At 63.0% G+C, this 26,299-nt stretch carries 20 protein-coding genes and 2 pseudogenes; 5 read left to right on the top strand and 17 right to left on the bottom strand.

Annotation, left to right across the window (positions count from 1 at the left end):
* Positions 1-3: 3 nt before the first annotated feature.
* A complete protein-coding gene (locus FPZ52_RS11580) occupies positions 4-1,635 on the bottom strand; it encodes an L-lactate permease (RefSeq protein WP_146365784.1) in 1,632 nt (543 codons plus the stop codon).
* 248 nt (positions 1,636-1,883) lie between these two features.
* Positions 1,884-3,821: a heavy metal translocating P-type ATPase gene (locus tag FPZ52_RS11575; RefSeq protein ID WP_146366111.1), complete on the bottom strand. Its 1,938-nt coding sequence runs from the start codon at positions 3,819-3,821 to the stop codon at positions 1,884-1,886.
* Between the two features lie 1,004 nt (positions 3,822-4,825).
* Between FPZ52_RS11575 and FPZ52_RS11565 the strand changes: the two genes are divergently transcribed.
* The 3 genes and pseudogenes from FPZ52_RS11565 (at position 4,826) to tcuB (ending at position 7,904) form a co-directional block, all read left to right on the top strand.
* Positions 4,826-6,295, top strand: a complete 1,470-nt coding sequence (locus tag FPZ52_RS11565) for a metal-dependent hydrolase family protein (RefSeq protein ID WP_146365783.1) — start codon at positions 4,826-4,828, stop codon at positions 6,293-6,295.
* Between the two features lie 75 nt (positions 6,296-6,370).
* Positions 6,371-6,808: pseudogene (locus FPZ52_RS11560) on the top strand (FAD-binding protein); the annotation flags it as partial.
* Positions 6,798-7,904: a tricarballylate utilization 4Fe-4S protein TcuB gene (tcuB, locus tag FPZ52_RS11555; RefSeq protein ID WP_146365782.1), complete on the top strand. Its 1,107-nt coding sequence runs from the start codon at positions 6,798-6,800 to the stop codon at positions 7,902-7,904. The pseudogene FPZ52_RS11560 and the gene tcuB, both read left to right, overlap by 11 nt.
* A 199-nt stretch (positions 7,905-8,103) precedes the next feature.
* Here tcuB and FPZ52_RS11550 read toward each other — a convergent pair whose 3' ends face one another.
* The 7 genes and pseudogenes from FPZ52_RS11550 to FPZ52_RS11520 all read right to left on the bottom strand — a co-directional run bounded on the left by FPZ52_RS11550 (position 8,104) and on the right by FPZ52_RS11520 (position 16,477).
* Positions 8,104-9,099 (bottom strand): LacI family DNA-binding transcriptional regulator, encoded by a 996-nt coding sequence (locus FPZ52_RS11550; protein WP_146366109.1) that lies wholly within the window; start codon positions 9,097-9,099, stop codon positions 8,104-8,106.
* Positions 9,100-9,171: 72 nt separating this feature from the next.
* Complete coding sequence (locus FPZ52_RS11545; protein WP_146365781.1) at positions 9,172-10,446, bottom strand: D-tagatose-bisphosphate aldolase, class II, non-catalytic subunit; 1,275 nt, start codon at positions 10,444-10,446, stop codon at positions 9,172-9,174.
* An 18-nt stretch (positions 10,447-10,464) separates the two neighbouring features.
* Entirely contained in the window at positions 10,465-11,409 is a 945-nt protein-coding gene (locus FPZ52_RS11540) for a tagatose kinase (RefSeq protein WP_146365780.1), read from the bottom strand.
* Between the two features lie 3 nt (positions 11,410-11,412).
* Entirely contained in the window at positions 11,413-12,387 is a 975-nt protein-coding gene (locus tag FPZ52_RS11535; RefSeq protein ID WP_146365779.1) for an ABC transporter permease, read from the bottom strand.
* Positions 12,384-13,892, bottom strand: a complete 1,509-nt coding sequence (locus FPZ52_RS11530) for a sugar ABC transporter ATP-binding protein (protein ID WP_146365778.1) — start codon at positions 13,890-13,892, stop codon at positions 12,384-12,386. The genes FPZ52_RS11535 and FPZ52_RS11530 overlap by 4 nt, the downstream gene beginning before the upstream one ends.
* Before the next feature lie 110 nt (positions 13,893-14,002).
* Positions 14,003-14,890: a substrate-binding domain-containing protein gene (locus tag FPZ52_RS11525; RefSeq protein WP_146365777.1), complete on the bottom strand. Its 888-nt coding sequence runs from the start codon at positions 14,888-14,890 to the stop codon at positions 14,003-14,005.
* 538 nt (positions 14,891-15,428) lie between these two features.
* Positions 15,429-16,477 (bottom strand): annotated as a pseudogene (locus FPZ52_RS11520) (IS5 family transposase).
* Between the two features lie 95 nt (positions 16,478-16,572).
* On the opposite strand from FPZ52_RS11520, the gene FPZ52_RS11515 reads away from it, so the two are divergent.
* Together FPZ52_RS11515 and FPZ52_RS11510 are read left to right on the top strand one after the other, a co-directional pair.
* The gene (locus FPZ52_RS11515) at positions 16,573-17,070 is read left to right on the top strand and encodes a hypothetical protein (RefSeq protein WP_146365776.1); all 498 of its coding nucleotides are present in this window, start codon (positions 16,573-16,575) and stop codon (positions 17,068-17,070) included.
* A gap of 132 nt (positions 17,071-17,202) precedes the next feature.
* Complete coding sequence (locus tag FPZ52_RS11510; RefSeq protein ID WP_146365775.1) at positions 17,203-18,114, top strand: GntR family transcriptional regulator; 912 nt, start codon at positions 17,203-17,205, stop codon at positions 18,112-18,114.
* On the opposite strand, the gene FPZ52_RS11505 is transcribed toward FPZ52_RS11510, so the two are convergent.
* The 8 genes from FPZ52_RS11505 to FPZ52_RS11470 are packed head-to-tail and all read right to left on the bottom strand — an operon-like array spanning position 18,111 to position 26,269.
* The gene (locus tag FPZ52_RS11505; RefSeq protein ID WP_146365774.1) at positions 18,111-18,926 is read right to left on the bottom strand and encodes an alpha/beta hydrolase; all 816 of its coding nucleotides are present in this window, start codon (positions 18,924-18,926) and stop codon (positions 18,111-18,113) included. The genes FPZ52_RS11510 and FPZ52_RS11505 overlap by 4 nt on opposite strands.
* Positions 18,926-19,822: an N-formylglutamate amidohydrolase gene (locus FPZ52_RS11500; protein ID WP_146365773.1), complete on the bottom strand. Its 897-nt coding sequence runs from the start codon at positions 19,820-19,822 to the stop codon at positions 18,926-18,928. Before FPZ52_RS11500 ends, FPZ52_RS11505 begins: the two co-directional genes overlap by 1 nt.
* Positions 19,819-20,508, bottom strand: coding sequence for an RraA family protein (locus tag FPZ52_RS11495; RefSeq protein ID WP_240804459.1), 690 nt, complete (start codon positions 20,506-20,508; stop codon positions 19,819-19,821). The genes FPZ52_RS11500 and FPZ52_RS11495 overlap by 4 nt, the downstream gene beginning before the upstream one ends.
* Positions 20,505-21,320: a creatininase family protein gene (locus tag FPZ52_RS11490; protein WP_146365772.1), complete on the bottom strand. Its 816-nt coding sequence runs from the start codon at positions 21,318-21,320 to the stop codon at positions 20,505-20,507. Before FPZ52_RS11490 ends, FPZ52_RS11495 begins: the two co-directional genes overlap by 4 nt.
* On the bottom strand, positions 21,317-22,864 hold the full coding sequence (locus FPZ52_RS11485; RefSeq protein WP_240804458.1) for a serine hydrolase domain-containing protein: 1,548 nt from the start codon (positions 22,862-22,864) through the stop codon (positions 21,317-21,319). Before FPZ52_RS11485 ends, FPZ52_RS11490 begins: the two co-directional genes overlap by 4 nt.
* The gene (locus FPZ52_RS11480) at positions 22,861-24,513 is read right to left on the bottom strand and encodes a dipeptide ABC transporter ATP-binding protein (protein WP_146365771.1); all 1,653 of its coding nucleotides are present in this window, start codon (positions 24,511-24,513) and stop codon (positions 22,861-22,863) included. Before FPZ52_RS11480 ends, FPZ52_RS11485 begins: the two co-directional genes overlap by 4 nt.
* On the bottom strand, positions 24,513-25,328 hold the full coding sequence (locus FPZ52_RS11475; protein WP_146365770.1) for an ABC transporter permease: 816 nt from the start codon (positions 25,326-25,328) through the stop codon (positions 24,513-24,515). The genes FPZ52_RS11480 and FPZ52_RS11475 overlap by 1 nt, the downstream gene beginning before the upstream one ends.
* Positions 25,325-26,269 carry an ABC transporter permease gene (locus tag FPZ52_RS11470; protein WP_146365769.1) on the bottom strand — a complete coding sequence of 315 codons (945 nt, stop codon included), beginning with the start codon at positions 26,267-26,269 and terminating at the stop codon, positions 25,325-25,327. The genes FPZ52_RS11475 and FPZ52_RS11470 overlap by 4 nt, the downstream gene beginning before the upstream one ends.
* Positions 26,270-26,299: the final 30 nt, after the last annotated feature.

Genomic DNA, 26,299 nt, shown 5'->3' with positions numbered 1-26,299 from the left:
CTCTTATGCGGTAATGATCACAAGGAAGACCGTTGCGACGCCTGTCAGAAGGAATGCGACGATGGTCCAGGGCAACGTCTTGCGCATGATCTCGCCTTCCTTGCCGTTGATGCCGGCGGTACTAGCGCCCATGACAACATTTGCCGGCGCGATGGCATTGCCGATGGTACCGCCAGCGCTCTGTGCCGCGAGTATTGTTGCTTCAGGTAAATCCTTCAGGCGGGCAATAGTGATCTGGAGATCGGAGAACAGCACGTTGGAGGATGTGCTGCTTGATGTCGTGAACGCGCCGACGACACCGATGCCGTTGGAGAGGAACGCGAAGGCATAAGCGGGAGCCACCGCCGAGATGCCAAGTGCCAGCACCTCGTTCTGCCCGGAATGCTTCATGATCGAGGCCAGAATGAGAAAGGCGATGATCGGCACCGAAGCGGGAACAGCTGTATCGATAAGACCTGCCAACATGCTTTTGGCACCCTTTTGAGCAATCTGCGCCCATTTCGAGAAGTAGCTGCGGGACTGAAAGACTATCCAGGTCAGAAACGCGGTCACCAGCAAGCCAGCGCCGGGATGCGAGAAGGGCCGGAGCGCCGAGTAGGTTTCGGTGCCAGGGATGGTCAGCCCAAAACCGGTCGATACGGCGGGGAACGGAAAGCCGAACGTGAAGGCCGATAGAGCTTGGCGCAACGGCTCAATTACCGACGTGCCCACCGCAATGATGCTCAGCATGATATAGGGCAGAAAAGCCATTGCCGTACCCATCGGAGGCGATTTCTCTTCGATAGCTTCCACGGGGCTTGTCAGCATCGCAGGGCGATCGACAATGGAGTTCGCTGGAAGTGCATATCGTTTCCAGCGCGCGAGCGGGAACAGCGCCAACAACGCCACCGTTGCTGGCAGGAACGCCGCCAATGCCGGATCGATCGCCACGGCAGCGATCTGGCCCAGCCCTTGTATGGCGGCGACAATCAGAACGAGCGGCCAGCCGTGGCGAATGGCGGGCCAGCGCCCGTACATCCACACCACCATGAAACCACCCAGAAAGGCCTGGATCGCGATCAGGATTGCGCTTTGATATGCTGTGGCCATCGTCGTTGCCTGATCGATATCCACTACCTGAAGCGTTGCCAGCCAGCCTGCTCCCAGTGTTCCGTAAAACTTTGCCCAAATGTGCGCGATGATGGGAATCGCCACGGCATAGATGGGCTTGAGGCCGAAGGCGACCAATAAGGGAGCAACGATCGCGATCGGCGTACCGAAGCCGTCGATCCCTTGCAGGAAGGAGGTAAAGACCCATCCGAGCGCGACGACGATGAACAATTCATTCTTGCTCAGGCGGGTGATGCCTTGACGCATCGCTTCATATCCGCCTGATTTGTCCATGATCTGGTAGAGAAGCAGTGCGGGCCAGATAACCAGCAGAATGAATATTGCGTCCCATACTCCTTTGGCGCCGGCGACGGCCAAGGTATCAAGGGGCGTCCTGAAGGCAAAAAGCGCGATCGCTGCGGCCACAAAGATTCCGAAAGCACCAGCCTGTTGCGCAGTCCATCGAAGCTGAATCAGCAAGAAAGCAAGTACGACGACCGGTAATATGGATAAGGACCAATGTAGTATATCGACTGGTAAATCCATATCCGTGCTTCCTCATCCAGAAGTTTTCATAAGGCCTTTTAGAATAAGCAGTATTTTGCGCAGTTCCCTTTCTGCGATCAGGCATTGTCGCCCTTGGCTTTGTCAAGCCCGTTATTCTCATGGAAAGAGCAGTCAGTCGGCGTGTCGCCCGCCCGCCGCAACCCGAAAGGCGCTTCCCATATCCGCTGCGACCCAACCGACCGCGCGTTCAGGATCTTCTTGGAATGCGTTCCGAGTCATGCTCCATGTCAAACTGCACGACGTGCCACCTTCCTGCGATAGGCTTGGCGCTGCACCGGCTGGTCCATGCCCAAAGCGTTCGGTGTTTGGTAGGTGGATGTCTGCTTCGTTCCGCTGCCCCGGATAGGGTCCCTGAGCAAGCGCAGCCCGTTCAGTACCACCAGCACAGTGCCGCCTTCGTGGCCGATGACTACCAACGGCAACGGCAACTCGAATAGCAGGCCACAGATCACGAGGGTCGCCATGGCACCTATGGCAAAGGTCAGGTTCTGCCGGATGATCGACGCCGTCCTGCGAGCAAGCCGGCGCGCATCGACAAGCCGCCCCATGTCTTCCGAGAGCAGCGCTACGTCGGCAGCCTGAAGCGCGACGTCCGATCCCGCCGCGCCCATGGCGATCCCCACATCGGCACGGGCGAGCGCCGCCGCGTCATTAACGCCGTCACCTACGAACGCCACCTTCCCTTCCGCTGCAAAGTCGCCCACCATCCGAACCTTGTCTTCCGGCAGCATGTCGGCGTGAATATCCTCGGGCTTCAGCCCTAGTGCTTCGCCTACCCGCAGAGCTACGGGCAGCCGATCGCCCGTCATCATGACGATCTTCTCGACCCCGCCTTGGCGTAGCGCCGCAAGTGCAGGCTTGGAGGTTGCGCGTGCGGTATCGGCCACGGTGACCGCGCCCAGCACATGCGAGTCACGACCAGCATAAATGATTGTCTGCGCATCCGCTGCCAGTGCCAGAAGTGCGGGGTGGTCGATGGATGCTCCCATCTGCTCCGCAAGACGCGGGTTGCCTGCCCATAAGAAGCCTTCGCCACCACTGCTGACAATGCCTGCGCTCGGCCTCGTGGCGACATCGCCAACCTCCACCGGCGCAACACCGCGCATGGCGGCTTCCTGCCGGATGGCTGCTGCGCTGTGATGCTCTGATTGAGCTTCGAGACCGGCAAGCAGCGACATGAACGTCCGCTCGTCGCCGTCAAGCGCCACCACCTGCGTGACGGACGCCTTGCCGGTGGTCAGGGTGCCGGTCTTGTCGAAGGCGAAAGTATCAACGGCTGCCAGCCTTTCGAGGGCGCCCCCTCCTTTGAACAGCACACCGCCGCGCGCAGCCGCTGACAGCGCCGACAGAATGGCGGAGGGCACCGAGATGACAATGGCGCACGGGCTTGCCGCCACCAGCAGCGTCGCGGATCGGTAGAGCGCTTCCTCCCAGTCACGCCCCGGCCAATAGAAGGCCGCGAAAGCAAGGATAGCGCCCGCCATTACCGCAACAGTGTAACGCTGACCGAACCAGGCGCTGAACTTTTCGGAAGGAGCCTTGGCTGCCTGCGCTTCGGTGACCAGCGTTATCATGCGGGCGACCGTGCTTTCCGCGACCGTTCTCGTCACGGTCGCTTCCAGCACACCGTCAATGTTCATTGTCGCTTCGAAAATTTGTGCGCCGGGTTCCTTTGTGAGCGGCATGGATTCGCCGGTGATGTTTGCCTCATCGAGAGAGCCGCGACCGCTAACGATCACCGCATCGGCGGGAACGCGCGCTCCGGGACGCAGCACCACGATGTCGTCCACACTCAGATCCGCGGCGGGGACCTCCGACACCGACCCATCCGAATTTCTGCGCAGCGCTGTTTCCGGGCGCAGCGCCATCAGTGCCTCGATCGCCCTGCGTGCGCGACCGATCGCACGCTCCTCCAGCGTGGTGGAAATGCTGAAGAGCGTCAGCAGCACCGCTCCCTCGAATGGTGCGCCAACCGCCGCCGCTGCAATAGCGGCAACGACCATGAGCAGGTCTATGTCGAGGATGCGCTCCTCCCACAAGGTGACCGCTGCCCGCCATCCGGCAGGCAGACCGCCTGCCAAATAGACAAGAGCAAGACCCACTGCCAAAGCGAGACCGGCAGCATCCTCTTGTAGCGGCCAGAGCGCGAGAACGGCCAGCAGCATCCCAATGAAGGTAAGCGTTGTCAGAATGAGCGAGCGATCGAGATCAAACGGGTTCTGCACGTCATCTCCTGGTTGGATACAGCTTCGCTATCCTACCACCACGGGCGAACAAGAAAAGATCGTAGCCCCCATCGAGTACCCGTGCCATGATCATGCGCTTCGGAATGACGATCTACCTATGGCTTGATTTCCGTCGAAGCGCTCACTGGCAGTACCAGCATTGATGTTGGTTCGGCGAACGATGCCCTCAGCATGCTCTGGTGGATTGTGGATGGTATAGGCTTTGTTAAGTAATTCGTCCGGGCGAACAACGTTCATCTATCTGATTTTACTACGTAACATATTGGTTTCATTGGGATGAAATTGCAACGTTTGGTATTGTGTCCGGAGAACCTCTACCATTTTGAGCCGTGATATGAAGCCCGGAAAGCCGCCCGTAGAACAAGGTGATCTCCTGCGCGCCCGCTTGGTCGAGATGATCACATGCCGCTTGATGAGGACGCTGCTGGCACCAATGATCAGCAAGCGCCGCAGGGATCGCTCGCCCATTATCGTCGACGTGTATGCCAGCCGGTCAAACAAGGCCGCCGAGGTGGGTGCGATGCGCAATATGCTCGACCGCACAGAAGAGCGCATTGGACTGAAGCCGGGCTGGGTGGCTGAGCGAGGTCGACCAAAACTGTTGCGATCATGGGACCAACGCCGGGGATTGTCATCAACCGCCGGGCCACCTCGTTGTTCTGTGCGCGCGCCTTGACTCAAGCGCCAAGCTTACCGATCCGTGTTTCAAGATCGGACACTATCTGCCGCTGTTGGAATGTTCGAAATTATACGGAGATCACCCAGTTTTTACGTGCTCCAGCTTGTGTATCAAGTTCAACTTGCGAGTAATCTATGCCGAAGATACTGTGTCCACATCGCCTGCAAAACATTGCATATAAAGAACATTCATCTTAACCCATCAAGAGGCTGACCGCGACAAGGCACCAACGAGGGGAATCATCATGGCGACTAGATCTATGGATGGTGGCGTTCATGCTCACGACCCGCACAGTTGCCTGTGCTGCCGGCCGGAGATTTTTGCATTGACCGACCGGATGACTGCTGACCTGACCCGGCGCGGTTTTATGGCCAGCATGGCGACATCGATTGCGGCTCTTGGTTTGCCGGGCTTGGCGACCGCGCAAACGAAAACTGCACTGGAAACTACCCCTGCACCAACCGTATTCAAGAATTTTCGTCTTTTTGACGGACAGGGAGAGACACTTCGCGACGGCTTTCATCTGCGCGTAGATGACGGAAAGATAACCGCGCTCGCCGAAGGTGACGTGACCGCTTCGCAGGACGTCACGGTGATTGACTGCGGCGGGCGCACGTTGATGCCGGGCCTGATCGACGCGCATTGGCACGCGATGTTCGCCCCCTTGCCCATGATTAGTCTGCTGACGAGCGATATCGGCTATGTTTATCTGGCAGCAAGCGCCGAGGCAGAGCGCACCTTGATGCGGGGTTTCACTACCGTCCGCGATGTTGGCGGGCCTTCCTTTGCCCTCAAGCGCGCGATCGATGAAGGGCTTGCTCCTGGCCCCCGAATTTTTCCTGCCGGCGCGCTGATCTCGCAAACTGGCGGTCATGGCGATTTTCGTATGCGCTCAGATGTTCCGCGCTCCGAGGGTCGGATCACCTATTCCGAAGAGATCGGCGCGGCCGCGATCGCGGACGGGCCAGACCAGGTTCTGCATCGCGTGCGTGAGCAACTCATGCTGGGCGCCAGCCAGATCAAGCTGACAGGCGGCGGCGGCGTGTCGTCGCTCTATGATCCGCTCGACACGCTCCAGTTCCTGCCCGAAGAAATCAGCGTGGCCGTTAGGGCAGCGGCCGATTGGGGCACATACATCACGGCCCATATCTATACCCCGGCGGGCATTAGCCGCTATGTCAAGGCTGGAGCGCGCTGTATCGAACATGGTCAATTGGCCGACGAAGACTCGGTTAAGCTCATTGTCGATCATGACGTCTGGTGGTGTTTGCAGCCGTTCACCGAGGCCTCCGACATGAACCGATACTCCGACAAGGAGAACCAGCGAAAACAACAGATGGTCTGGGACGGCACTGATCGGGCTTATGAATTGGCCATCAAGCACAAGGCAAAAGTGGGTTGGGGAACGGATATCCTCTTTGCTCCGGCCGCGACGGTTAATCAGGGCAATATGCTTGCGGCAATGAAACGCTGGTATACACCTGCCAAGGCTTTAAAAATGGCAACGGGCGACAACGGGGATCTCCTTGCACTTTCAGGCGAACGTGCACCCTATAGGGGGAAACTCGGTGTCATCGAGGTTGGGGCCTTTGCTGACATTCTGATCGTCGATGGTGACCCGACAGAAGATATTGATCTTATTGCCGACCCGGACGCCAACCTTCTCTTGATCATGAAGGATGGATACATTCACAAGAACTCGATACCTGCCTAGTAAGTCGTTTACAGGGTCTTGACCCACTGATTTCAATCTGCCTGCGTAATTCACTACGCGGAAACTAGATGCCGTTACCCGCCGGTCGAAGCCAGCAGCATCGTCGAGCTTGCGGACAAGCTCTCGCTCGACCAGGTGCAGCTTTGCGAGACCGTCGATACCTTCAACAAGGCGGTCGTCGGCGGCCGCCCCTTCCACCACGTGGAGCCTGACGGCAACCGTACCGAGGGGCTGTCCCCCGAGAAGAGCAACTGGGCGCAGCGGATCGAGACCGCGCCCTTCTACGCCTACCCCGTTCGGCCCGGCATCACCTTCACCTACCTCGGGGTGCGCGTCGATGACCGCGCTCGCATGGTGATGCAGAATGGCTGCCCCGCCGAGAACATGTACGCGGCCGGGGAGATCATGGCCGGCAACGTACTGGGCCAAGGCTATGCCGCCGGCATCGGAATGACCATCGGAGCCGTCTTCGGACGTCTCGCCGGAGAGGGGGCCGCCGCCCATGTCGCATAGTACACCCGCCCTGGCCGAGGCCGACCGTCTGATGACGGTCTGCAACTCCTGCCGCTACTGCGAAGGGCTCTGCGCCGTGTTCCCCGCGATGGAGCTGAAGCGATCCTTCAGTGATGGCGACCTGAACCACCTCGCCAATCTCTGTCACAACTGCGGCGCCTGCTATCACGATTGCCAGTTCGCCCCGCCGCATGAGTTTGCGGTGAACGTGCCGGGCACGCTGGCGCAGGTCCGCGCCGAAAGCTACGCCCACTATGCCTGCCCGAAGGCCGCAAGGCCGCTGTTCGCCCGCCACGGTACGGCCCTGGCCATCGGCATGACGCTGATTACCGCGCTTTTCATCCTTGGTTTCGTGGCGGCAAACGAGCCCGATGCACTGCTGGGCTCACATCTGAACGACGCCAGCTTCTATGCCCTGATGCCGCATAATGCGATGATCGCCCTCTTCGGCGCGGCCTTCCTGTGGATGCTGATCGCGGTCTTCATGGGCGCCCGCGCCTTCTGGCACGATGTCGGCACGCCACAGGTCGGCGTCACGGATCACGCCCAGGCGACCCTCGATGCCGCGCAGCTGCGCTATCTCGACGGTGGTGGCATGGGCTGCTTCAACGACGACGACCAGCCGACGGACCGTCGGCGGCTGTGGCATCACTTCACCTTCTACGGCTTCCTGCTCTGCCTCGCAGCGACCTCGCTGGCGACGATCTATCACTATGTCTTCGGCTGGCATGCGCCCTACGCCTGGCACAGCGGCCCGGCCCTTCTGGGGATCGCAGGCGGCCTCGGCCTGGTGATCGGCCCCATCGGACTGCTGCGGGCCAAGCAAGGCCGGATGGAGGAACTGGGCGCCCAGGGCTTCCGCGGCATGGAGGTGGGCTTCATCCTGATGCTGCTTCTCGTCGGCGCAAGCGGCCTTGCCCTGCGGGTCCTCGGCGAAACGGCCCTGCTGGGCCCCCTTCTCGCCCTGCACCTGGGCGCGGTGCTGACGTTCTTCCTGACCATGCCCTACGGCAAGTTCGTCCACGGTCTCTACCGCTACCTCGCGCTCTCGCGCCATGCCCGCGACATGCGGATCGCCCCGGTACCGAAGCCGTAACCTGTCGAACCGGGGGGACGTTGCCGAGGGCTCTGTCGCAAGGAAGGATGCCATCCACGTCCCACAGGATCGCCTCGAAGGAAATTGGTCGCATGGTCGTTCTGTTTTCCGTGTGGCAGGAAATATTGGTGCGAACATTCCCGCACCGACGGGAACCTTCAATGCCGGCGCCGAGGATTGCGGCGGCGGGTCGGAGAGGTCAGGCCGAGGCCCTGAGTTTCAGTTCCGCCCGCAGCAGGATGTTGCGTGGCTTGGTCTTGCCGTCGTGTTCGATGCACGAGATCAACTCGGACATGGCCCGGGCCATCTCGCCGTAATTCTGCGCCACCGTGGTCAGGGGCGGGCAGGAAAAGCGCGCCTGAGGGTGATCGTCGTGCCCGGCGATGCGCAGGTCGCAATCCTCGTCGCGCCCGACCTTCAGCCCGGCCTCCCAGGCGGCAAGCTGCGCGCCTAGCGCGATACGATCATTGGCACACAGCAGCGTGCGCGTGGGGAGACCGCCCGCAAGGAGATCACGGGCGCACTCATGGCCGAACCGCTCGAACTCCCAGCTGTCGCTGTCCGGGATAGGCAGGATGTGCGGGGGCTGACCCGCCGCCGCCATGGCCCGGACATAGGCGTCGAGACGGGCCGCCGCGTTGCGGTTGATGTTCGGCATGCCGAGATAGCAGGGGGGCTCGCCCGACCGGCAGAGGTAGTCGACGATCAGCCCCATGCTTTGCATGTTGTCGGTGCCGACGAAGGCGACCGGGTGATCGGGGGGGCTGTCCACGTAGACCAGCGGTATCTCGTTCTCGAGCTGCGCAAGCCGCACGCTGCGCCCGGTCGCGCCGGTGGGAACGACGATCAGCCCTGCCACCGTCATCGACTGCAGCCTGTCTATGGCAGAGCTTTCCAGCGCGTGCTGGCCGTTGGTCGACAGCATGAAGGCAAGATAGCCCGCCTTCGCCGCCAACTCTTCGACTGACCGTGTCAGCTCCATGTAGAACGGATCGGTCGAATTGGGGATGATGATCCCGATGATCCGGCTGCGCCGCCGCTTGAGGTTCACCGCGAAGATGTTCGGGCTGAATCCGCTCTCTTTGAGCGCCGTCTCGATCCGTGCCCGGGTGGTGTCGCGCACGGACGCTGGATCGTTGAAGAATTTCGACACGGTCGGGCGGGACAGCCCGACATAGGCCGAGAAATCCTCCATCGTCCTGATATCCGTTCGTTTCACCATGTGGCGTGTCTTGCTCCTGTGCGGCGTACGGGCCACCTGATAGCCTCAGGCCCCGCAGGCCGAAAGGTAATCCTGCATCAGCGCTTCGACGGCGGCGAGCGCGAGATCCTCGGCCTTCGGCGTCAGCGTGCCTCCCCGGACGGCGGCATAGCGCGCTCCTAGGTACTGCCCGATCAGGGTTTCGGGCAAGAGCCTGTCCCCCAAAAGGGTGAATAGCTCGGCCACGGCGGCTTCGGCGTCGGGCTGCGGCCAGTAGTAGCGGATGCGGTCGGAGTAGCTGAAATGCCGCTGCAGCGCGCGTTCCGCGTCGGTCCCTTCGTAGTAGCGATCCCAGTTGGCGGGCGCGGCCATCATCACGTCTTCCATGGTCTGGCGCAGGGTGCGGCTGCGCTGGCCGGGGAAGAGTTCCTCGGCGATCTGGTCGAGCCCGTAGAGCGCCTCGCGTAGCATGAAGGTCAGGCCGGGGCCGACCTTGAGGATGGCAAACCCGTCCCGCACCAGGGCCGCGAGGCCGGCGCGGCGCTGGTAGTCGGTGGAATGCGCCTCGAAGCAGAGGCCCGGCAGGTCCTTCAGCGCTGCCGACAGATCCCGCGCCGCCGCGCTGTCGTAGTCGATGACGTTGTGGTTGCCGAACTCCACGCCCGGCTGCACGACTGCCGCGATTACCCGTGAGAAGGCATCGTCCTGCCCTGCAGCGGCAAAGGCGTCCCGGTGAACCTGCACCGTCGTGCGGGCGGCATCGGGATCGGTCAGCTCGAGCGTGTCGAGTTCCTCCATGGCGCCGCCGGGGATCGGGACCTCGGTGCCGATGATGTAGACTGGGGCAATGCCGCCCGAAGGCCGGGCGTCCTCGGCAGCGGCGGCAAGGCAGGCGGCCCGCGATGCGGTGACCGTGTCGTCAAGCGCCACGGGCTCGCCCGCGCAACCCATGGAACAGTCGAGGTGCAGCTTGGTGAAGCCCGCTGCCGAGAACGCCCGGATCATCGCGTCGGCCTTGTCCATCGCCTCGTCCGCTGGAAGGGCTTTCCACGGGTTCGGGCCGAGATGATCGCCGCCAAGCAGCAGGCGCCCGGTGTCGAAGCCTTCTTCGGCCGCGATGCCTTCGACGAAGGTCCGGAAATCCGCCGGGGTCATTCCGGTGTAGCCGCCATCCTGGTTCACCTGGTTGCAGGTGGCCTCGATCAGCAGGGGCAGGGTGGTGGGGGCGGTGGCACGCATGGCGGCGCGCAGCACCAGGGCATTGGCGGAACACACCGACGGGATGCTAGACGGTCCGGCCTTGTGGCGCCAGTTTGCAAGGTCGTGCAGGGGATTTGTCATGGGATCAGTCCTGGATGTTCAGGCGGTTTCGGTCGTAGCAAGCAGCGTGGCCAGCTCCGCCCGGGTCGAGGTGCCCTCCATGGGGCCAAGCCGGGTGACGGCGCGCGCACCGGCCGCATTCGCGTGGGTCAGCGCGGTGGCGGGATCGGCCCCGTTCAGCCAGAAGCTGACGAAGGCCCCGCCGAAGCAATCACCTGCGCCGGTGGGGTCGAGCTCTTCGACCGCGATCGCCGCAGCATCGGTGCGCCCTCCGGCGTTGAAGTGACTTGCCCCATCGGCGCCGCGCTTGATGACGATGTCGCGCACGCCGCGCTCCAGCAGTTCGGCAGCCGCTTCGGCTTCGGTCTGTGCCTCGGTGAAGAGAAAGATCTCGTCCCCCGAAGGCAGGAAGAGGTCGGTCTGTTCGAGCACGTTGTCGAGCGCCTCGCGCAGGCCGGGGGTGTTCAGGATCTCTGGGCGCAGGTTGGGGTCGAAGCTTAGCGTGCCGCCGTTCTTCCTGATGACCTCGATGGCCTCCATGGCGCGCGCGGCAAGGCCGGGGGCCGCGAGGGCGGTGCCCATGACATGCATGTGGGTGCAGCCGTCCATGACCGCGCGGCCGTGGGGCGTGGCAGGCAGGGTGCCGCAGGCGGCGTTAGCGATGTTGAACACGAAGACACGCGAGCCGTCTTCGCGGTAGCGCACGAAGGCCGAGCCGGTGCTTTCGCCCGGCGCGATCTCGACTCCGCTCACATCCACCCCGTCGGCGCGCAGCCGGTCAAGGTTGAGTTGGCCGAAATCATCGTCGCCGATGCGGCCGAGGATGGCACAGGGCGTGCCGAGCTTGCCCACCTGGTCGATGAAGATGGCCGGCGCCCCCGAGGGGAAGGGGCCGATCAGCGGCTGGGCCTCACGAAAGCCATCGCCTTTCGTGGTGGCGACGATCTCGACAAGGATCTCTCCGACGGTCAGGACCTTTGCCATGGCTCAGCCCTGCCGCTGCTTGGAGCGCACGTCGAGCCAGACGGCGATGAGGATCACCAGCCCCTTGACGATCAGCTGGTAGAAATAGGGCACCGACAGCATGTTCATGCCGTTGTTGAGCACCCCGATGATCAGCGCGCCGATCAGCGTGCCCACCATGGTGCCGACCCCGCCTGCCAGCGACGTGCCGCCCAGCACGGCGGCGGCGATGGCATCGAGCTCGTAGCTCATGCCGGCGTTGGTCTGCGCCGAATAGAGCCGCGAGGACAGCAGGATCCCCGAGATCGCCGCCATGACGCCCGAGATCATGAAGATCTTGATCTTCATGCCATCCACGTTGATGCCGGAATACAGCGCCGCCTCGCGGTTGCCCCCCGTAAGATACGCCTTGCGGCCGAAGGTGGTGTGCGCCAGCGCCACGTGGTTGACGAGAAACAGCGCCAGCACGATCCAGATGATGATCGGCAGGCCGAGGAAGCTGTTCGCGCCGATCGCGATCCAGGTGGGGTCCATGTTCATGGCGGGGGCGCCGCCAGTGGGCAGGCTGACGAAGCCGCGGTAGATGCTCATGGTGGCGACTGTGACGATGAAGGACGGCAGCATCAGCTTGGCCGTCATGGTGCCGTTGAAGAGCCCCATGATCGCGCCCGAGGCCAGTGTCAGCACCAGCGCTGGCACAAATCCCCAGCCAAGCCCGATCACCTGTGCCCCGACCATCCCCGCGACAGCGATGATCGACCCGATGGACAGGTCAATCTCGCCGAGTAGGATCACCCATGTCATGCCGAAGGCGGCAATGGCGATCACCGCCACCTGCTGGAAGATGTTGGTGAAGTTGGCCAGCGACAGGAAGCGGTCGTTGGTCAGCGAAAAGATGACGCAAAGCGCCAGCAGGGAGAGCACGATCCCCGCATACTGGCGGATCATGGCGCGGATGTAGCTGTGGCCCTGCGGCTGCGTGGAGGTAGTATCGGTCATTGGACATGTCCCGTGGCAAAGGTCATCACCCTCTCGGGTGTCAGCGTGTCGCGGGGGGCGGTGGCGGCCACACGTCCCTCGGACATGATCATCACGCGGTCGGCCATCCCGAGCACCTCGGGCAATTCCGAGGACACCATGAGGATTGCCGTGCCTTCGGCGGCAAGCTGGCGGATGATGCGGTAGATTTCGAACTTGGCGCCCACGTCGACTCCCCGGGTCGGCTCGTCGAGGATCAGAATTCGCGGGCGGGTGGCGAGCCACTTGGCAAGGACCACCTTCTGCTGGTTGCCGCCTGAAAGGGTGCCGGTCACCGTCTCGATCGACCCGGTACGGATCCCGAGGCGCTGCACCTCGGCGGCGGCGGCGGCGCGTTCGGGGCCGCTGCGCAGAAAGCCGCGCCCGGAAAACCGCGACAGCGCGGCCATGGTCACGTTGGGACGCAGGGCATGGGATAGCACCAGCCCCTGTTCCTTACGGTTCTCGGTGACAAAGCCGATGCCTTGCGCGATGGCCTGCGCGGCGCTGTTGATCCTCACCTCGGCACCGTTGATCTCGACCCGCCCAGCATCAGCGGGCAGCATCCCGAAAAGCGCGTTCATGACCTCGGACCGCCCTGAGCCGACAAGGCCGAAGACCCCGAGGATCTCGCCCGGTGCCAGATCGAAGCTCACGTCGTCAAAGGCATCCCGGCGGGACAGGCCGCTGACCCTGAGCAGGGGGTTGGTGCCCGGCGCGGTTTCCGGTTCGAGATGAGGAGGATAGATTTTGTCCATGCGCCGCCCGACCATCATGGCGATCAGCGCATCGATGGTGGTGTCGTCCTTTTCCACGGTGTCCACATATTCGCCGTCGCGCACCACGGTGATGTCATCGGACAGGCGCATGATCTCTTCCATGCGGTGCGAGATGTAGATCACCGCCTTGCCCTGCGCGGTCAGCTTGTCGATGATCCGGAACAGGATCTCGGCCTCGCTGTCCGACAGCGACGAGGTCGGCTCGTCGAAAATCACCACCCGCGCGTCATGGCTCAGGCCCTTGGCGATCTCGACCAGCTGGCGCTGCGCGATCGACAGGTCCGCAACCCGCGCGTTGACATCGAGCGGCAGGCCAAGCTCGGCCACCAGCGCGCGCGCCTGCGCCACCAGCTTGCGGTCCGAGATGAAGCCCATCCGGGTGGGTTCGCGCGTGGCAAGGATGTTCTCGGCCACGGTCAGGTTGTTGCAGAGGCTGAGTTCCTGGAACACGATGGCCAGCCCGGCGTTGGCGGCCTCCTGCGGGGTGCGCGGCTGGAAAGGCGCGCCGCCAAGGGTGATGTCGCCGCCGGTGGGCAGCTGCACGCCGGCGAGGATCTTCATCAGCGTGGACTTGCCTGCACCATTCTCGCCAAGGATCGTGTGAACACGGCCGGCGCGCACGGTCAGGTCCATGTGCTTGAGTGCAACGATGGGGCCGAAGGTCTTGCGGACCCCGGTCAGGTGCAGGACGACGTCGCCATGCTCCATAGCGGCCTCCTTTGGAAAATCAGGAAACTCGGGTCGGTCCCGGTGACGCGATGTGCCCCGGGGGTGGCCGTGTGGTGACCGGCGGCGCTCGGGCCACCGGTCACCAAGGGTCATTTGCCGGTGTAGACGCCCGGGACGATGGGCTGCTCGGCGGGCACCTCTTCGCCGTTCATGATGGCGATGGCGGTGTCGACGGCCATCTTGCCCATCTGATCGGGGAACTGCTGGATCACGCCCACCATGACAGGATCGGAATCGACGGCATTACGCGCCTCTTCCATGCCGTCGAAGCCGATGACCTGGACCTGCTCGGAGAGGCCCGCGCTCTTCACCGCCACGGCGGCGGCAAGGGCGGCATCGTCGCCGAAGCCGAAGATCCCGCTGATGTCGGGGTTAGCCTGCAGCATGTTCTGCGCTGCTGCCAGCGCTTCGGCGCGGGTGATGCCGGTCTGCTGGGCGACGATCTCAATGCCGGGGAACTCTTCGAGGCCCTTCTTGAAACCGTCGATGCGGGCGACGACCGATTGCACGGTCGGGTAGTCGATGATCGCGACCTTGCCCTCACCGCCAAGCCGTTCGCCCATCAGTTCCGCCGCGCGCACGCCGCCGGTGTAGTTGTCGGTGCCGATGTAGGACGTCACGTCGACGCCTTCGGCTGGCACATCCACGGTGATCACCTCGATGCCGGCGGCCTTGGCCTTCATGATTGCGGGCAGGGCGCCCTGGCTGTCGACGGGGGAAATCACCAGCACGTCGACGCCCTTGACGATGAAGTCCTCGACGTCGGCCAGCTGCTTGGACAGGTCCTGGTTGGCGATGGACACCTCGAGCGGGACGCCGCGGGCGTCTGCCTCGGCCTCCATGGCGTTGTTGATCTCGATGTAGAACGGGTGCTGCTGCGTCAGCAGCGACGCGCCGATGCCATCGGCCATGGCGCCAGTGGCGGTCATGAGCGCGAGCGTGGTCGACGCAAGAAGCGTGCGGGTGATGGATCGCATAAGTGTTCCTCCCAGGACATCGGGATGCTGCTCCGCCCATCGGCCAGCATCCTCCTCCAGATTTATACTCGAGTATAGTATTAATTTACTCGTGTAAACTATCGGGATGAAATTTTGGCTCTGAGTTACCTTTGATGCGTGTCGATCATGGAGTTCTTTCCCTCTTCTGATATATCGCAACGAAGGAGCTCCATGCCGCAGTCCCGGAGCAACTTTGTCGTGACATCTGCGCGCCTGAGCGCTGTGCGTCGTTTTGTGAATTTGAACCATATGTGCAAGGAAGCGTGATCCGCTAGAGGTCACTATAACCTATTGAAACATATCAGAAGAGATGGAGCCAAGGTGAGTCAATTCAAAGTGATGAAATGGGTCAAACTTTCACGCTGACACACAGCATTTACCGCAATTTCTATCCCGATCAGGTCATGATCGACGATGAAACGGTATGGCTTCTCAATCTCGACCTTTATGCGCAGGGAGACCCGGCAATGTTGCGCAAATCAGGTTCGAGGGTGAATGCGCCCTTTCCCGGCAGAGTTCAGGCGATGGCTTCGATCTCGGCCCTGCCGAGGGCCGAGAAGGTGTTCATGATTGCGATGCGGATGTGGATTTCGGCGGTTTGGCGGTCGGGAGTGAGCCATGTCACGCCACCGGTTCGAGTGACCATGGCGAACGGACATGATCCTCTCACCGAAAAGTTTCAGGCAGTTCGTCCTGGCCTCGAACCTGCTTCGGACATGGTATCGTACCCACTTCTTCCAAAGTGCCCGGCCCAGATGTCGGGTTGCACGCAGGATTTCGTTTCTCGTGATGGCCGCGTGGCAGTCTGCCTTCCAGGCGCGCCCGTTGCGACGGATGGGTAGTGAGGGCATGACTGCCACGGGTTCGAAGGAATGCCCGAACGCATCGGCACCTCGATCAATGATCGCTCCATGGCAACGTCGCGTGTCATAGGCGCCGTCGGCGGTGACGGTCTCGATCGTCTCGTCGGTCGGGATCTGTGCCAGCAGCTCCGGCAGCAGCCGGCTGTCGCCCTGACGGCTTGATGTGAACTCGACCGCGCGAACGTCTCCCGTGCCGGCGTCCATGGCGATATGTACTTTCCGCCACTTCCTGCGGCGCGAGGTTCCATGCTTGCGGGCCAGCCACTCACCATCACCACGGAACTTGATGCCTGTGCTATCGATCAACAGGTTCAGCGGCTGCCCGGAGACGCGATACGGGATCTGCACCGCAATCCGCGCCTGGCGACGGCACAGGGTCGAGAAATCCGGCACCGGCCAGTCGAGACCAGCCATCTGGATCAGGCTTTCGACCAATCCAACGGTCTGGCGGAGCGGAAGACCGAACAGGACTTTCAGCGTCAGACAAGCCTGGATCGCATTCGTCGGGTAAACCGTCCCCCGGACGGTTTACTGGCCCTCCTCATTCCGAGAAAGTCTCGGGCCGTCCCCGCTTGCCGGACTTCTGCGCATACCAAACCATGTCGGGGTCGAACCAGACCGAGAGCGAGCCACGCTTGCGCAGCGCAGCGTTATACTCGGACCAGTTCGTCGTACGGTAGCGGGTTGGAGGAGGCTTCGGCATAGACGCCAGCTACATCACTGGATTCATGAAGGGAATCCTCGCCGATATCTGCAACAACGCCACGCATCATACGGCCCTCCCGAAAGGAGATGCCCGTGATCAAAAAATTCCCGGATACAAAGAAACACAGAGAAGATTGGCGCCTGCCAAGCTGGTTTAACTACGCGGACGACCTGATTCGCCTCTTCGGCCAAACGAATGACGGTCGTGCAGCTCTAGGGCCGTTTGCCGGACAGACCGGATCGCCACGCAGAACATCCGACAGGAGTTTCGATGGGGTTCTGGAGGGCTTCGCGGCCCAGCAGAACGGGAAACGGAAAATGGATGAAAGCGTTTGCGATGGGCTTGATCTGGAAGACGACTACGATCGCCCAGTCAATTATCCAGCCAAAGAACTCGCATTGCTAATCCGTCTCGCTGCGAGGTTCCAATCCGACAAGGCTTTTCGCAATGACATCCTGAACCAGAGTTCCGTCGCGATGCTGACAGGCTTCCACCACACCGAACTGCGCACGGTCCAGCGTTTACTGGCGCGTGCTTTCATGCCGCACGAATGGTACGCATCCCGCCCGCTCCATTCGAGCACGCTCTAGCACACCCGCTCTCAGCCGTTCACGCGAGCTTCTCAGGCTCCGGAATTTGTCGTATGCGTTCAATATTATCCGACTACCGCTCCGCTTTCGCCGCAAGGCAAGACAACTGCACGAAAAATCCGAGACCCAAACATGACCTCCGTTTCCGATACATCCACCACGGGGCTGAGCAATCTTCAGGCCGAGATCGCCCACAAGATCCTCACCCTCGCCCAGAACGGGCAGTGGGTCGAGGGCGAGCATGTCTCGGAAACGCCACTGGCGGAACTTCTGGGCACGTCGCGGACGCCGGTCCGTCGAGTGCTGACGTTGCTGGAGGAACGTGGGCTATTCACCAAGATACCCAACGTCGGTTTCCGCTTTCATGGGCTCCCGGCGGAAAACGATCGCTTGACGACCCTGCTTCCCAAATCGGAAACCGAAACGCTCTACGAGCGGGTCATGACCGCACGGGCCTCGGGCAAAATCGCCTCTGATGTGTCCGAGGCGGAGCTAGCCGAGCATTTCGGCACCACCCGCGGCATGATCCGGCTGGTCCTGATGCGCTTCGCCAATGCCGGCCTCGCGGAGCGGCGCACCGGCCATGGCTGGCGCTTTGCCGAGACCCTCGACAATCCCGAGGCGATCAACGCCAGCTATGGTTTCCGCGTGATAGTCGAATGCGGCGCGGTACGTGATCCCGGTTTTCATCCGGACTTGGCTCAACTGGCCGAGTTGCGCTCGCAGCAGCAGCGTCTTAACGACACACCCGTCGATCAGATAGCCGGAGCGGAATGGTTCGAGGCCAACGCGAAATTCCACGCGACGGTCGTGGGCTGGGCACACAACCGGTTCCTGTCAGAGGCGATCGCACGGCAGAACAGCTTGCGTCGGATAACCGAGGTGGTGGAGTTTACCGAATTAAGCGCCGACCGCATACGCAAAGCGGCGCGCGACCACCTGGCCATTCTCGACGCGATTGAAGCCGGCGACACGGAAACCGCCGCGCAAATCCTCGACCGTCATCTCAACCGCGCATCAGACGACACAGCGAATATAGACTAACCCGCCAGCAGTCGGCCGAAGAAGTTCTCGACCGGTGGCTGCACCGCCACGGCATCATGCCCGACGCCCGGAAGGTCCTGCCGTTCCGGTGCCGCACCAAGGTCGCGCAATGCCGCCTCCAGCGCCGACAGCCGGGCGACGCGTGTGGCACCGGCATCATTGGCCCCCTCGCACCAGAAATCGGACCCGGGACCGATCGTCATGCCCTCCGGCCCAAGGTCATCGGCCCCGACCAGAAGCTGGATCGGCACCTCGCGGATCTTCCCGGGGTTCAGCGGCGCGCCCGTAACGTCTTCCATGTCGCCGGTGCCGACCCACCAGCCGCGCGGATCGCCCGGCAGGGTGACCGTACCCGGCGCCGCGATAGAGATACCGCGGAGCCGGTCAGGATGGCGTAGCAGGAAGCGATGCGCAAACTGCCCTCCGCCCGAAAAACCATACATCAGCACCCGGTTGGTCTGCAGGTGGAAGACCTCGGAAATCTCTTCGATCATTTCCAACAGGACCTGGTCATAGGCCACGCCGCCGTGGCGCAGCAGCTTGTAGTTGTTGAAATCATCGACGCCGTTGATGCCGCAGGGGAATAGCGGCGCCAGAAGTGCGCATTGATGCACTTCGGCGAACGCAATGAACCGGTCGCGCAGCGCCTGGGCGTCGCGCTTGCTGTGGTGGATCAGCACCGCCAGCGGATAGCTTCGGCTTCCCTCGGGGTCGTAGCTTTCGGGGACATAGGTGCAGTAGTGGAAGCGCGGGTCGCAACGGGCCGCGAACATGGCGCTGGCCGGCAGGCGGTAGAAATTCATGCGGGCCATCAGGACAGCTCTCCTTCGATGTAATCCGCGACGCGCTCGACCAGGCGGGTCATTGCCGCCTTAAAGGCAGGGTAATCCGCGCTGCGCTCTCGAGTGGTTTCATCCATGTACAGGCGGCGATTGATCTCGAACTGCACGGAATGGCGGCCGATGACGGGGTTGGCATAGGCTTCGGTCAGCTCGGCGCCCTTGAAGGGCTTATTCATCGCCACGCGGAAACCCTCGTCGGTGAGGATCTCGCGCAGCAGAGCAGTGAACTCCGGCCCGGCGGAGGTGCCATGCATGTCACCAATGCAGATATCGTCGCGAGCCGTGCCTGGCCCGTCAGAGGACATGGCATGCCCCGCATCGGTCATCGAGTGGCAGTTGATGTGCCAGACGCGGCGATATTGGGCGAAGGCCCCGTCCAAGAGCTGCCGAAGCGCGTCGTGGTAGGACAACCAGTAGCGCCGGATTCGCGCCTCGGCCTCGGCAATCGACAGCGGCGCGTCGTACATCGGCGTCTCGCCCCAAGCCTTGCGCCAGATCAGGCCCATGCCGCGCCGCGCGGTGTTGCTGTCGCGGGTCGGATGCGGCCAGCCCCCCTTCACCATGAGCCGGTCCATATCCGAAAGGGAGCGGTTCACATCGAGAAAACTGCGCGGAAAGAGCGCTGCGAGTAACGGCGCACCGTGATCAGGCGCCTCCGAGAAGAGATCGTCGACATGGGTGTCGGCCGAGATGCGCACCATGGAGGGGCCGACCGCAGGTTGGAAATCCCCGGGTAGCAACGTACCACTGTGAGGGCTGTCCAGCACCAGTGGTATCATCGGCGTGCGGGGCGCGGTGACGGTCAGAACGTCCGCAACAGAGGCCGGCATTGGCACCAGTGGCGCCACGGCGAGGTCCTGTTTCATTTCTCTATATCCTCCGGTTCGCTCAGGGCGGCGATCCGGGCGTTCACCCCGGTGATATCGCCAAGTCTTTCGCCTGCCGCGAGGCGGTCCATTGTGCGGGCGACCCGGCCCTCGCGGGCCAGACCCGCCGCGGCCTCGGCCTCGGCCTCCTCGGCGGGAAGCACCACCACGCCCGAGGCATCGCCCAGCACGATGTCACCGGCCAGCACCGGCACGCCGCCGCAGCTGACGGGCCGGTTGAGCGTGCCACCCAGCTCCAGCCGTCGGGTGGTCAGCGACGAGGGACCGCGGGACCAGACCGGCAGACCCTCGGTCAGGATGTCGGCTGCATCCGTGACGGGGCCGTCGATCACGACGCCGACGGCACCCGCCAGCCGGGCTGCCCTTGCCACCGCACTGCCGAGACAGGCGAAGCGATCGTCGCCGAGCCGGTCCACGACAAGCATGTCCCCGGGTCGAAGGATGCTGACCGCATGGTGCATCAAGGTAGAGCACATGGCAGGAAGGGCCAGTGTCACCGCCACACCGGCGCGGGCGCTCTGGGCAGGGTCCAGCGAACGGACGCGGCGGTCCATCATCCCGGTCAGGCGCACGTGGCCGAGAGTGGCAGTTTCGATGCGTTCCAGCGCGGACAGCAAAGCCGGATCGGCGGGGGCGGGCATCGGGTCGATACGGTAACGGCTCACGGCACAGGTTCCTTTCCGGGTGCAAGCGACGGCGGGTCCGCCTCTTGAAAGTGGGTGACAAGTTTGCAGAGGCGGTTCACCAGATCCTCGGTGATCGCGGCGCCGGCTTCGTCCGAGCCGCGTGTCGCGTCACCGCCCAGAAGTCCGTCCGGCGCGATCTCGCCCGCCATGACGGGCATGTTCACCCGCAAGCCTTCGAAATTCGCGCCAGATACTCCGCGCAGAGGCAGGTCGAACAAGCGACCCCGCCTGTCGGTCGGAGCCTCGTCGAGGGCGTGGGCCTCTCCAGGCAACAGGTGCATGGCCACGGAGGAAACCGGTTCTGCTCCGTGACCCCGCACCCGGACCTCACCGAACAGGTCCCGTAGGAGGGACGCAGGCACCGAGGGCCAGAGATCGACCGAGGCGACAACCGCCCCACGCTGACGGCGCAACTCGCGGGCGACCTGCGCAATCAGCGGCTCGTTGGTGCTGTGTCCGTTCAGGATCAGCAATCGGGTCAACCCATGGTCCAGAAGGCTGGTCAGCATATCGGTCAGCAGGGCTGTGAAGGTCGCGGGCCGCAGTTGCATGCCCCCCGGGTAGTCCCGGAAAAAATCCGCGTAGCCGAAGGGCAGAGCCGGGGCGACCAACGCCCCACTGCGCGCGGAAACCCGTTCAGCCAGTGCCTCGGAGAGCCTGTAGTCGCCCATCGGCACGTGCGGCCCCTGCCCTTCCTGCGAGCCAAGCGGCAGCAGGATCACGGGGTTCTCGCGCAGATGCCGGGCGGCCTCGTCCTGGGTCATGCGGGCCAGATGAAGGGGCACACTCATGGGGCGATCTCCTCGGGTTCACGACAATCCTCTGCGACCTGATCGGCGCGCAGTTCCGGAAGGCTGCGGATCGAGGAGTTGACATTCACCTCGCGCTGCAGTCGCAGCTCGCCACCGCGCAGCCGGATCCGGAGCGTGTCTCGGAAGGCCGTCTCGACGAAGGCCCAGTCGAGCGTCAGGCAACTCCAGCCCTCGGCGTCAGAGGCGGACCAGGCCGCCCAGGCGGCAACACGAAAGCCAGGCGGATCGGCTTCGTAGGCATGATGGAGCCGCGCGCCGGTCATGGTCGTCATGCCTTCGCAACGATGCCCCAGACCAGCCAACACCTCGTGCCGGCCGCGGCGATCCTCAACCACAAGGCGGATCGCATCACCGACGATCTCCAGCCGGAGGCAAGCTATATCCTGTTCGTTCTGACGCGCCAGATATAGGCCCTGCCACCCCGCAGGCGCAACGGAGATATTGCCTGGCGGGGGGCAAGCCAGATCCAGCTCAGCCAGGCGCGGTGCCAGCTCTGCTCCGCGCCATTGTCCCAGAGCAGGCCGCAGATCGTCGTGGATCATGCGCTTCAGGCGGGTGTCCTCGTCATCCATGCCGGCAGTAACCGCCACGACCGCACGCTCGTTGGGAAAAACGAAGCAGTTCTGTCCGAAGAGTCCGTTGGCGGAATAGCTGTTGCGGGGCCCGCGCCACCATTGGAACCCGTAGCCTTCACGGCGCTCCGCCTCGGCACCCTCGTGACTTTCGCCGGGGCCGAGATAGGCCTCGCCGGTCAGAACGCCCAGCGAGACGTCGCGAACCTGCATGCCCGTGGCCGCCCGCACCCAATCGCGTGACAGGATCTGGCGTCCCTGCCAACGTCCTTCCTGCAGATGCAGGATGCCTAGGGACAGCAGATCGCTGCTGCGGCACCACAGGCCGTTGCCGCCGCTGTTAATCCCTTCTGGGCTCAGGTCCCAGCGGATCGCCGGCGAAAGGCCGATCGGATCGAACACTCGATCACGCAGGTAGGCGTGGCAGGTTCGGCCGGTGACCTTCTGGACAATGGCGGACAGGACATAGCTGCAGGCGCTGTCGTAGACGAAGACGCTTCCGGGCGTATGGTCGAGCGGCTGTCGCAGGAAATCCGCAACCCAGCTTGTCTTCAACTTGCGCCAGGCACCGCCGGATATGCCCCGCCCGTGACCACTGGTCATCGTCAGCAAATGGCGCAAGGTCATCGCCTCGATCCCTTCGGGTGCCACGGCGCGATGCTCAGGGAAAAAACCGATCACCGGGAGGTCAAGATCCAGAAGCCCGTCGTCCCAAGCCAGCCCGACCGCCATGGCGGTGAAGCTCTTGGTGACCGAATGCATCATGTGTAGCCGCTCTGGCCCGTAGGGGTCCCAGTAGGCATCCTGTATGAGGACGCCATCGTGCCAGACCAGCAAGCTGTGAACCTCGAGACCCTCTGCGGCAATGTTGTCAAGCATCCGCAACAGAATCTGTGGATCGGTCCCGTGGTCCTCGGGCGCTCGGCGCGGCAGGTCGTTCCCCCGCCTCATGCCCATGCCTCTGGGGCATCGAAGCGCCAGCTCAGTTCGACCCCCGTTCCGGTACGCTTCAGGGTCGGGATCGCCGAAAGCAGGGCGCGGGTGTATCCGCTTTGCGGGCTGTCGAAGATGCCGTCGCGCGACCCGGCCTCGACGATCTCGCCGTCGCGCATCACTACGACGCGATCGGCGAGTTGTTCCACCACACCCAGGTCATGGCTGATGAAAAGGCAGGAGAAACCGTGCCGTCTCTGCAGATCGGCCAGCAGATCCAGTACCTGCGCCCGTACCGTGACGTCGAGCGCCGAGACCGCCTCGTCCGCGATGACAAAATCGGGCTCGGAGATGATTGCGCGGGCGATCGCCACGCGCTGGCGCTGACCGCCCGACATCTCGTGCGGCAAACGATCGAGGTGGTTCTGCTCAAGACCTACCTCCGTCACGATGCGCCGGATACGGGCCTCCTTGTCCTCGAGGCTCAGATCCACGTGATAGAGCGCCTCGGCCAGCGCGCGGCGAATGGGAAAGCGCGGATCGAGGGATCCGAAGGGATCCTGAAAGATCATCTGGCAGTTCAGGCGGAAATCCATCCAACCCTTTCCACCCTGCCGGACCGGCTCCCCGCGAAACAGGATCTCGCCTCCGCTATGGGGGATCAGATGCGCGAGCGCCCGGCCAAGTGTCGTCTTGCCGGAACCCGAGGCGCCGACCACGGCCACCACTTCGCCGCGCCGCACCGACAGGCTTGCGCCCTTCAGGGCCAGCTTGCGGTTCGCGCGCGACAGTAGACCACCCCGCGAGACATACTCGACCTTCAGGTCGCGGAGCTCGACCAGCGGAATTTCGTCCTCGTCGAACTCGCGCAAGGGTCCACGTTCGGGCATCGCGGCCAAGAGCTTGCGGGTGTAATCATGCGCGGGCGTGGCCAGGATCTGTCGCGCTTTACCCTGTTCCACCAGTTCTCCCTGGCGCATGACCATGATCCTCTCGCAGTACCGCGCGACCATCGGCAGGTCGTGACTGATCAGGATCAGCGACGTCCCGTTCTCACGTGTCATCTCCACCATCAGCTCGAGCACCTCGCGCTGAACCAATGCATCCAGAGCGGTGGTCGGCTCGTCCGCAATCAGCAGCGCTGGCTTCAGCAGCATGGCCGAAGCCAGCATGATCCGCTGCCGCATGCCGCCCGAGAACTCGTGCGGGAAATCTTCGAGCCGCTCCTCCGGACCGGGAATTCCGACGCGTTCCATCATGGCGATGATCCTTGCCCGCCGTTCGGAGGCCCTCAGTTTGGTATGGGTGCGCAGCGGTTCATCCAGCTGTCGTCCAATGGTCATCGAGGGATTGAGTGAGGTCATCGGCTCCTGGAAGACTATCGAGACCTCGTCGCCCCGCATCTGCCGCAACTCGCGCGGAGACATCTGCGACAGGTCCTTCCCACGCAAGCGGATGGTGCCACCCCGGCGGACAATTCCGCCGGGCTGCAACCCGACGATGGCGCGGCCGAGCATGGTCTTTCCCGACCCGGATTCTCCGACCAGCCCCACCATCTCGCCCGGCGATATTTCGAATCCAACGCCGCGGACGATCTGCGTTTCAGGCAGACCGGGAACCACCAGTTCAAGGTTCTCGACGCTCAGCAGTTTTTCCTGATCGCTCATCACAGCCCCCTCATGCGCGGGTCGAAACGGTCTCGGACGTAATCGCCGAAGAGGTTGATCCCCAACAGGGTCAGCGCGATGCAGAGACCAGGGAAGATGCCCAGCCACGAGGCCTGCGACATGTAGGGCCGCGCCCCGGCAAGCATGTTTCCCCATGTGGGAGCCGGCGGTGGCACACCGAGACCGAGGAACGACAGGGCACTTTCCGTGAGCAGGACCGAGCCGAACATGGAGGTGGCAATCACGATCATCGGCGCGAGGCAGTTGGGGATGACGTGGGCCCGCAGCGTGTAGCCGACCGGGTGCCCCATCAGGCGCGAGGCCTCGATGAACTCCTGTTCGCGCAGCGACATCACCGCCCCGCGCATGACGCGGGTCACGGTCGGCATATAGGCCAGTCCGAGCGCGAGGATCACACCCCAGATAGTGGCGCCCATGATCGACAGCAACGCGAGCGCCAGGAGGATCGACGGGAAGGCCAGCAAGGTGTCGGTGAAGAGCATTACTATTCGGTCCACCCAGCCCCGCGCATAGCCCGAGACGGCGCCCAGCAGGATGCCGAAGGTCACGGCGAAACTGACCGTCAGCGCCGAAATGGTGACCGAGGTGAGCGCCGCCGCCATCAGGCGCGACAGCACGTCACGGCCATATTCATCGGTACCGAGCCAGTGGGCGGCGTCGGGCGCCTGAAGCCTTGCGTCCAGATCCAGCGCCAGCGGATCGTAAGGCGTCCAGAGCCATCCCAGCAAGGCCGCGATCAGAAAGAAGGCGATCAGCAGGCCGCCGAGATACTTGTTGGATCTGCCAAGGTTCATGTGGTCTTCACCCTCGGATCGAAAAGCGGATAACAGAGGTCGACAAACAGGTTCACGACCACGTAGGTGACGGCGACGAAGAGCAGGCACCCCTGCAGCACCGGGTAGTCGCGGCCATAGATCGACTCCACGATCAACCGACCGAGTCCGGGGATGGTGAAGACCGTCTCGACCACGGCGACGCCACCCAGCAGGTTGCCCAGGATCAGCCCCAGAAGGGTCCACGTCGGGCCAAAGGCATTGCGGAAGACATGATGGCGCAGCACCTGACCCTCGGTCAGGCCTTTGGCGCGGGCATGGGTAACATAGTCGAGGCGCAGCACATCAAGCGTCGAGGCCCGCGACATCCGCACCAGGATGCCGCATTCATGCAGCACGAGTGCTGCCACAGGCATCACGAGGTAAAGCACCCCTGCCCCGAAGTTTTCGAAGGGCGAGACATAGCCCAGGACCGGCAGCCAGCCCAGGTTCAGGCCGAAGAGCAGCAGAAGCATCAGGCCCATCCAGAAGGTCGGGATCGACATCAACGCGGTCGCGCCGATGACCACGCCAAGGTCGAAGGCCGAGTTCTGCCGCCAGGCCGCCAGCATGCCTAGGGGAACAGCCAGCACGGTGGCCAACCCGACCGAGACCAGCACCAGTTGAGCGGTGATGGCAAAGCGCTGCAGCACAAGTGGCAGTACAGCCTCGCCGGTGGTGATGGAGTGACCTAGATCTCCGTGGAGCACCCCCTGCAACCACAGAAGGAACTGCATCGAAATCGGCCGATCCAGACCCAGCTGATGCGACATGGCCGCATAGGCCGCCTCGTCGAGATTGTCGCCGAGCATGAGGCTTACGGGATCCCCTGGGATCAGCCGGATCAGTGTGAACACCGCCAGCGATACGAGAAAGAGGGTGGGTATCGCGGAAATGAGCCGCGACAAAACGAATCTGGTCATGCTTGTCCCCGTGTCTCCTTGCCGTCGGGC

The sequence above is a fragment of the Qingshengfaniella alkalisoli genome (assembly GCF_007855645.1).
Classification (GTDB): Bacteria; Pseudomonadota; Alphaproteobacteria; order Rhodobacterales; family Rhodobacteraceae; genus Qingshengfaniella; species Qingshengfaniella alkalisoli.
Note: the sequence above shows the minus strand (reverse complement) of the source record. Positions and strands in the feature narration are given on the sequence as shown.

What these genes read in the sequence shown, in the direction of transcription:
- FPZ52_RS11580 (WP_146365784.1), bottom strand. Translation starts at nt 1,635, where the DNA reads ATGGATTTACCAGTCGATATACTACATTGGTCCTTATCCATATTACCG.
- FPZ52_RS11575 (WP_146366111.1), bottom strand. Translation starts at nt 3,821, where the DNA reads ATGCTGCTGGCCGTTCTCGCGCTCTGGCCGCTACAAGAGGATGCTGCC.
- FPZ52_RS11565 (WP_146365783.1), top strand. Translation starts at nt 4,826, where the DNA reads ATGGCGACTAGATCTATGGATGGTGGCGTTCATGCTCACGACCCGCAC.
- tcuB (WP_146365782.1), top strand. Translation starts at nt 6,798, where the DNA reads ATGTCGCATAGTACACCCGCCCTGGCCGAGGCCGACCGTCTGATGACG.
- FPZ52_RS11550 (WP_146366109.1), bottom strand. Translation starts at nt 9,099, where the DNA reads ATGGAGGATTTCTCGGCCTATGTCGGGCTGTCCCGCCCGACCGTGTCG.
- FPZ52_RS11545 (WP_146365781.1), bottom strand. Translation starts at nt 10,446, where the DNA reads ATGACAAATCCCCTGCACGACCTTGCAAACTGGCGCCACAAGGCCGGA.
- FPZ52_RS11540 (WP_146365780.1), bottom strand. Translation starts at nt 11,409, where the DNA reads ATGGCAAAGGTCCTGACCGTCGGAGAGATCCTTGTCGAGATCGTCGCC.
- FPZ52_RS11535 (WP_146365779.1), bottom strand. Translation starts at nt 12,387, where the DNA reads ATGACCGATACTACCTCCACGCAGCCGCAGGGCCACAGCTACATCCGC.
- FPZ52_RS11530 (WP_146365778.1), bottom strand. Translation starts at nt 13,892, where the DNA reads ATGGAGCATGGCGACGTCGTCCTGCACCTGACCGGGGTCCGCAAGACC.
- FPZ52_RS11525 (WP_146365777.1), bottom strand. Translation starts at nt 14,890, where the DNA reads ATGCGATCCATCACCCGCACGCTTCTTGCGTCGACCACGCTCGCGCTC.
- FPZ52_RS11510 (WP_146365775.1), top strand. Translation starts at nt 17,203, where the DNA reads ATGACCTCCGTTTCCGATACATCCACCACGGGGCTGAGCAATCTTCAG.
- FPZ52_RS11505 (WP_146365774.1), bottom strand. Translation starts at nt 18,926, where the DNA reads ATGGCCCGCATGAATTTCTACCGCCTGCCGGCCAGCGCCATGTTCGCG.
- FPZ52_RS11500 (WP_146365773.1), bottom strand. Translation starts at nt 19,822, where the DNA reads ATGAAACAGGACCTCGCCGTGGCGCCACTGGTGCCAATGCCGGCCTCT.
- FPZ52_RS11490 (WP_146365772.1), bottom strand. Translation starts at nt 21,320, where the DNA reads ATGAGTGTGCCCCTTCATCTGGCCCGCATGACCCAGGACGAGGCCGCC.
- FPZ52_RS11485 (WP_240804458.1), bottom strand. Translation starts at nt 22,864, where the DNA reads ATGAGGCGGGGGAACGACCTGCCGCGCCGAGCGCCCGAGGACCACGGG.
- FPZ52_RS11480 (WP_146365771.1), bottom strand. Translation starts at nt 24,513, where the DNA reads ATGAGCGATCAGGAAAAACTGCTGAGCGTCGAGAACCTTGAACTGGTG.
- FPZ52_RS11475 (WP_146365770.1), bottom strand. Translation starts at nt 25,328, where the DNA reads ATGAACCTTGGCAGATCCAACAAGTATCTCGGCGGCCTGCTGATCGCC.
- FPZ52_RS11470 (WP_146365769.1), bottom strand. Translation starts at nt 26,269, where the DNA reads ATGACCAGATTCGTTTTGTCGCGGCTCATTTCCGCGATACCCACCCTC.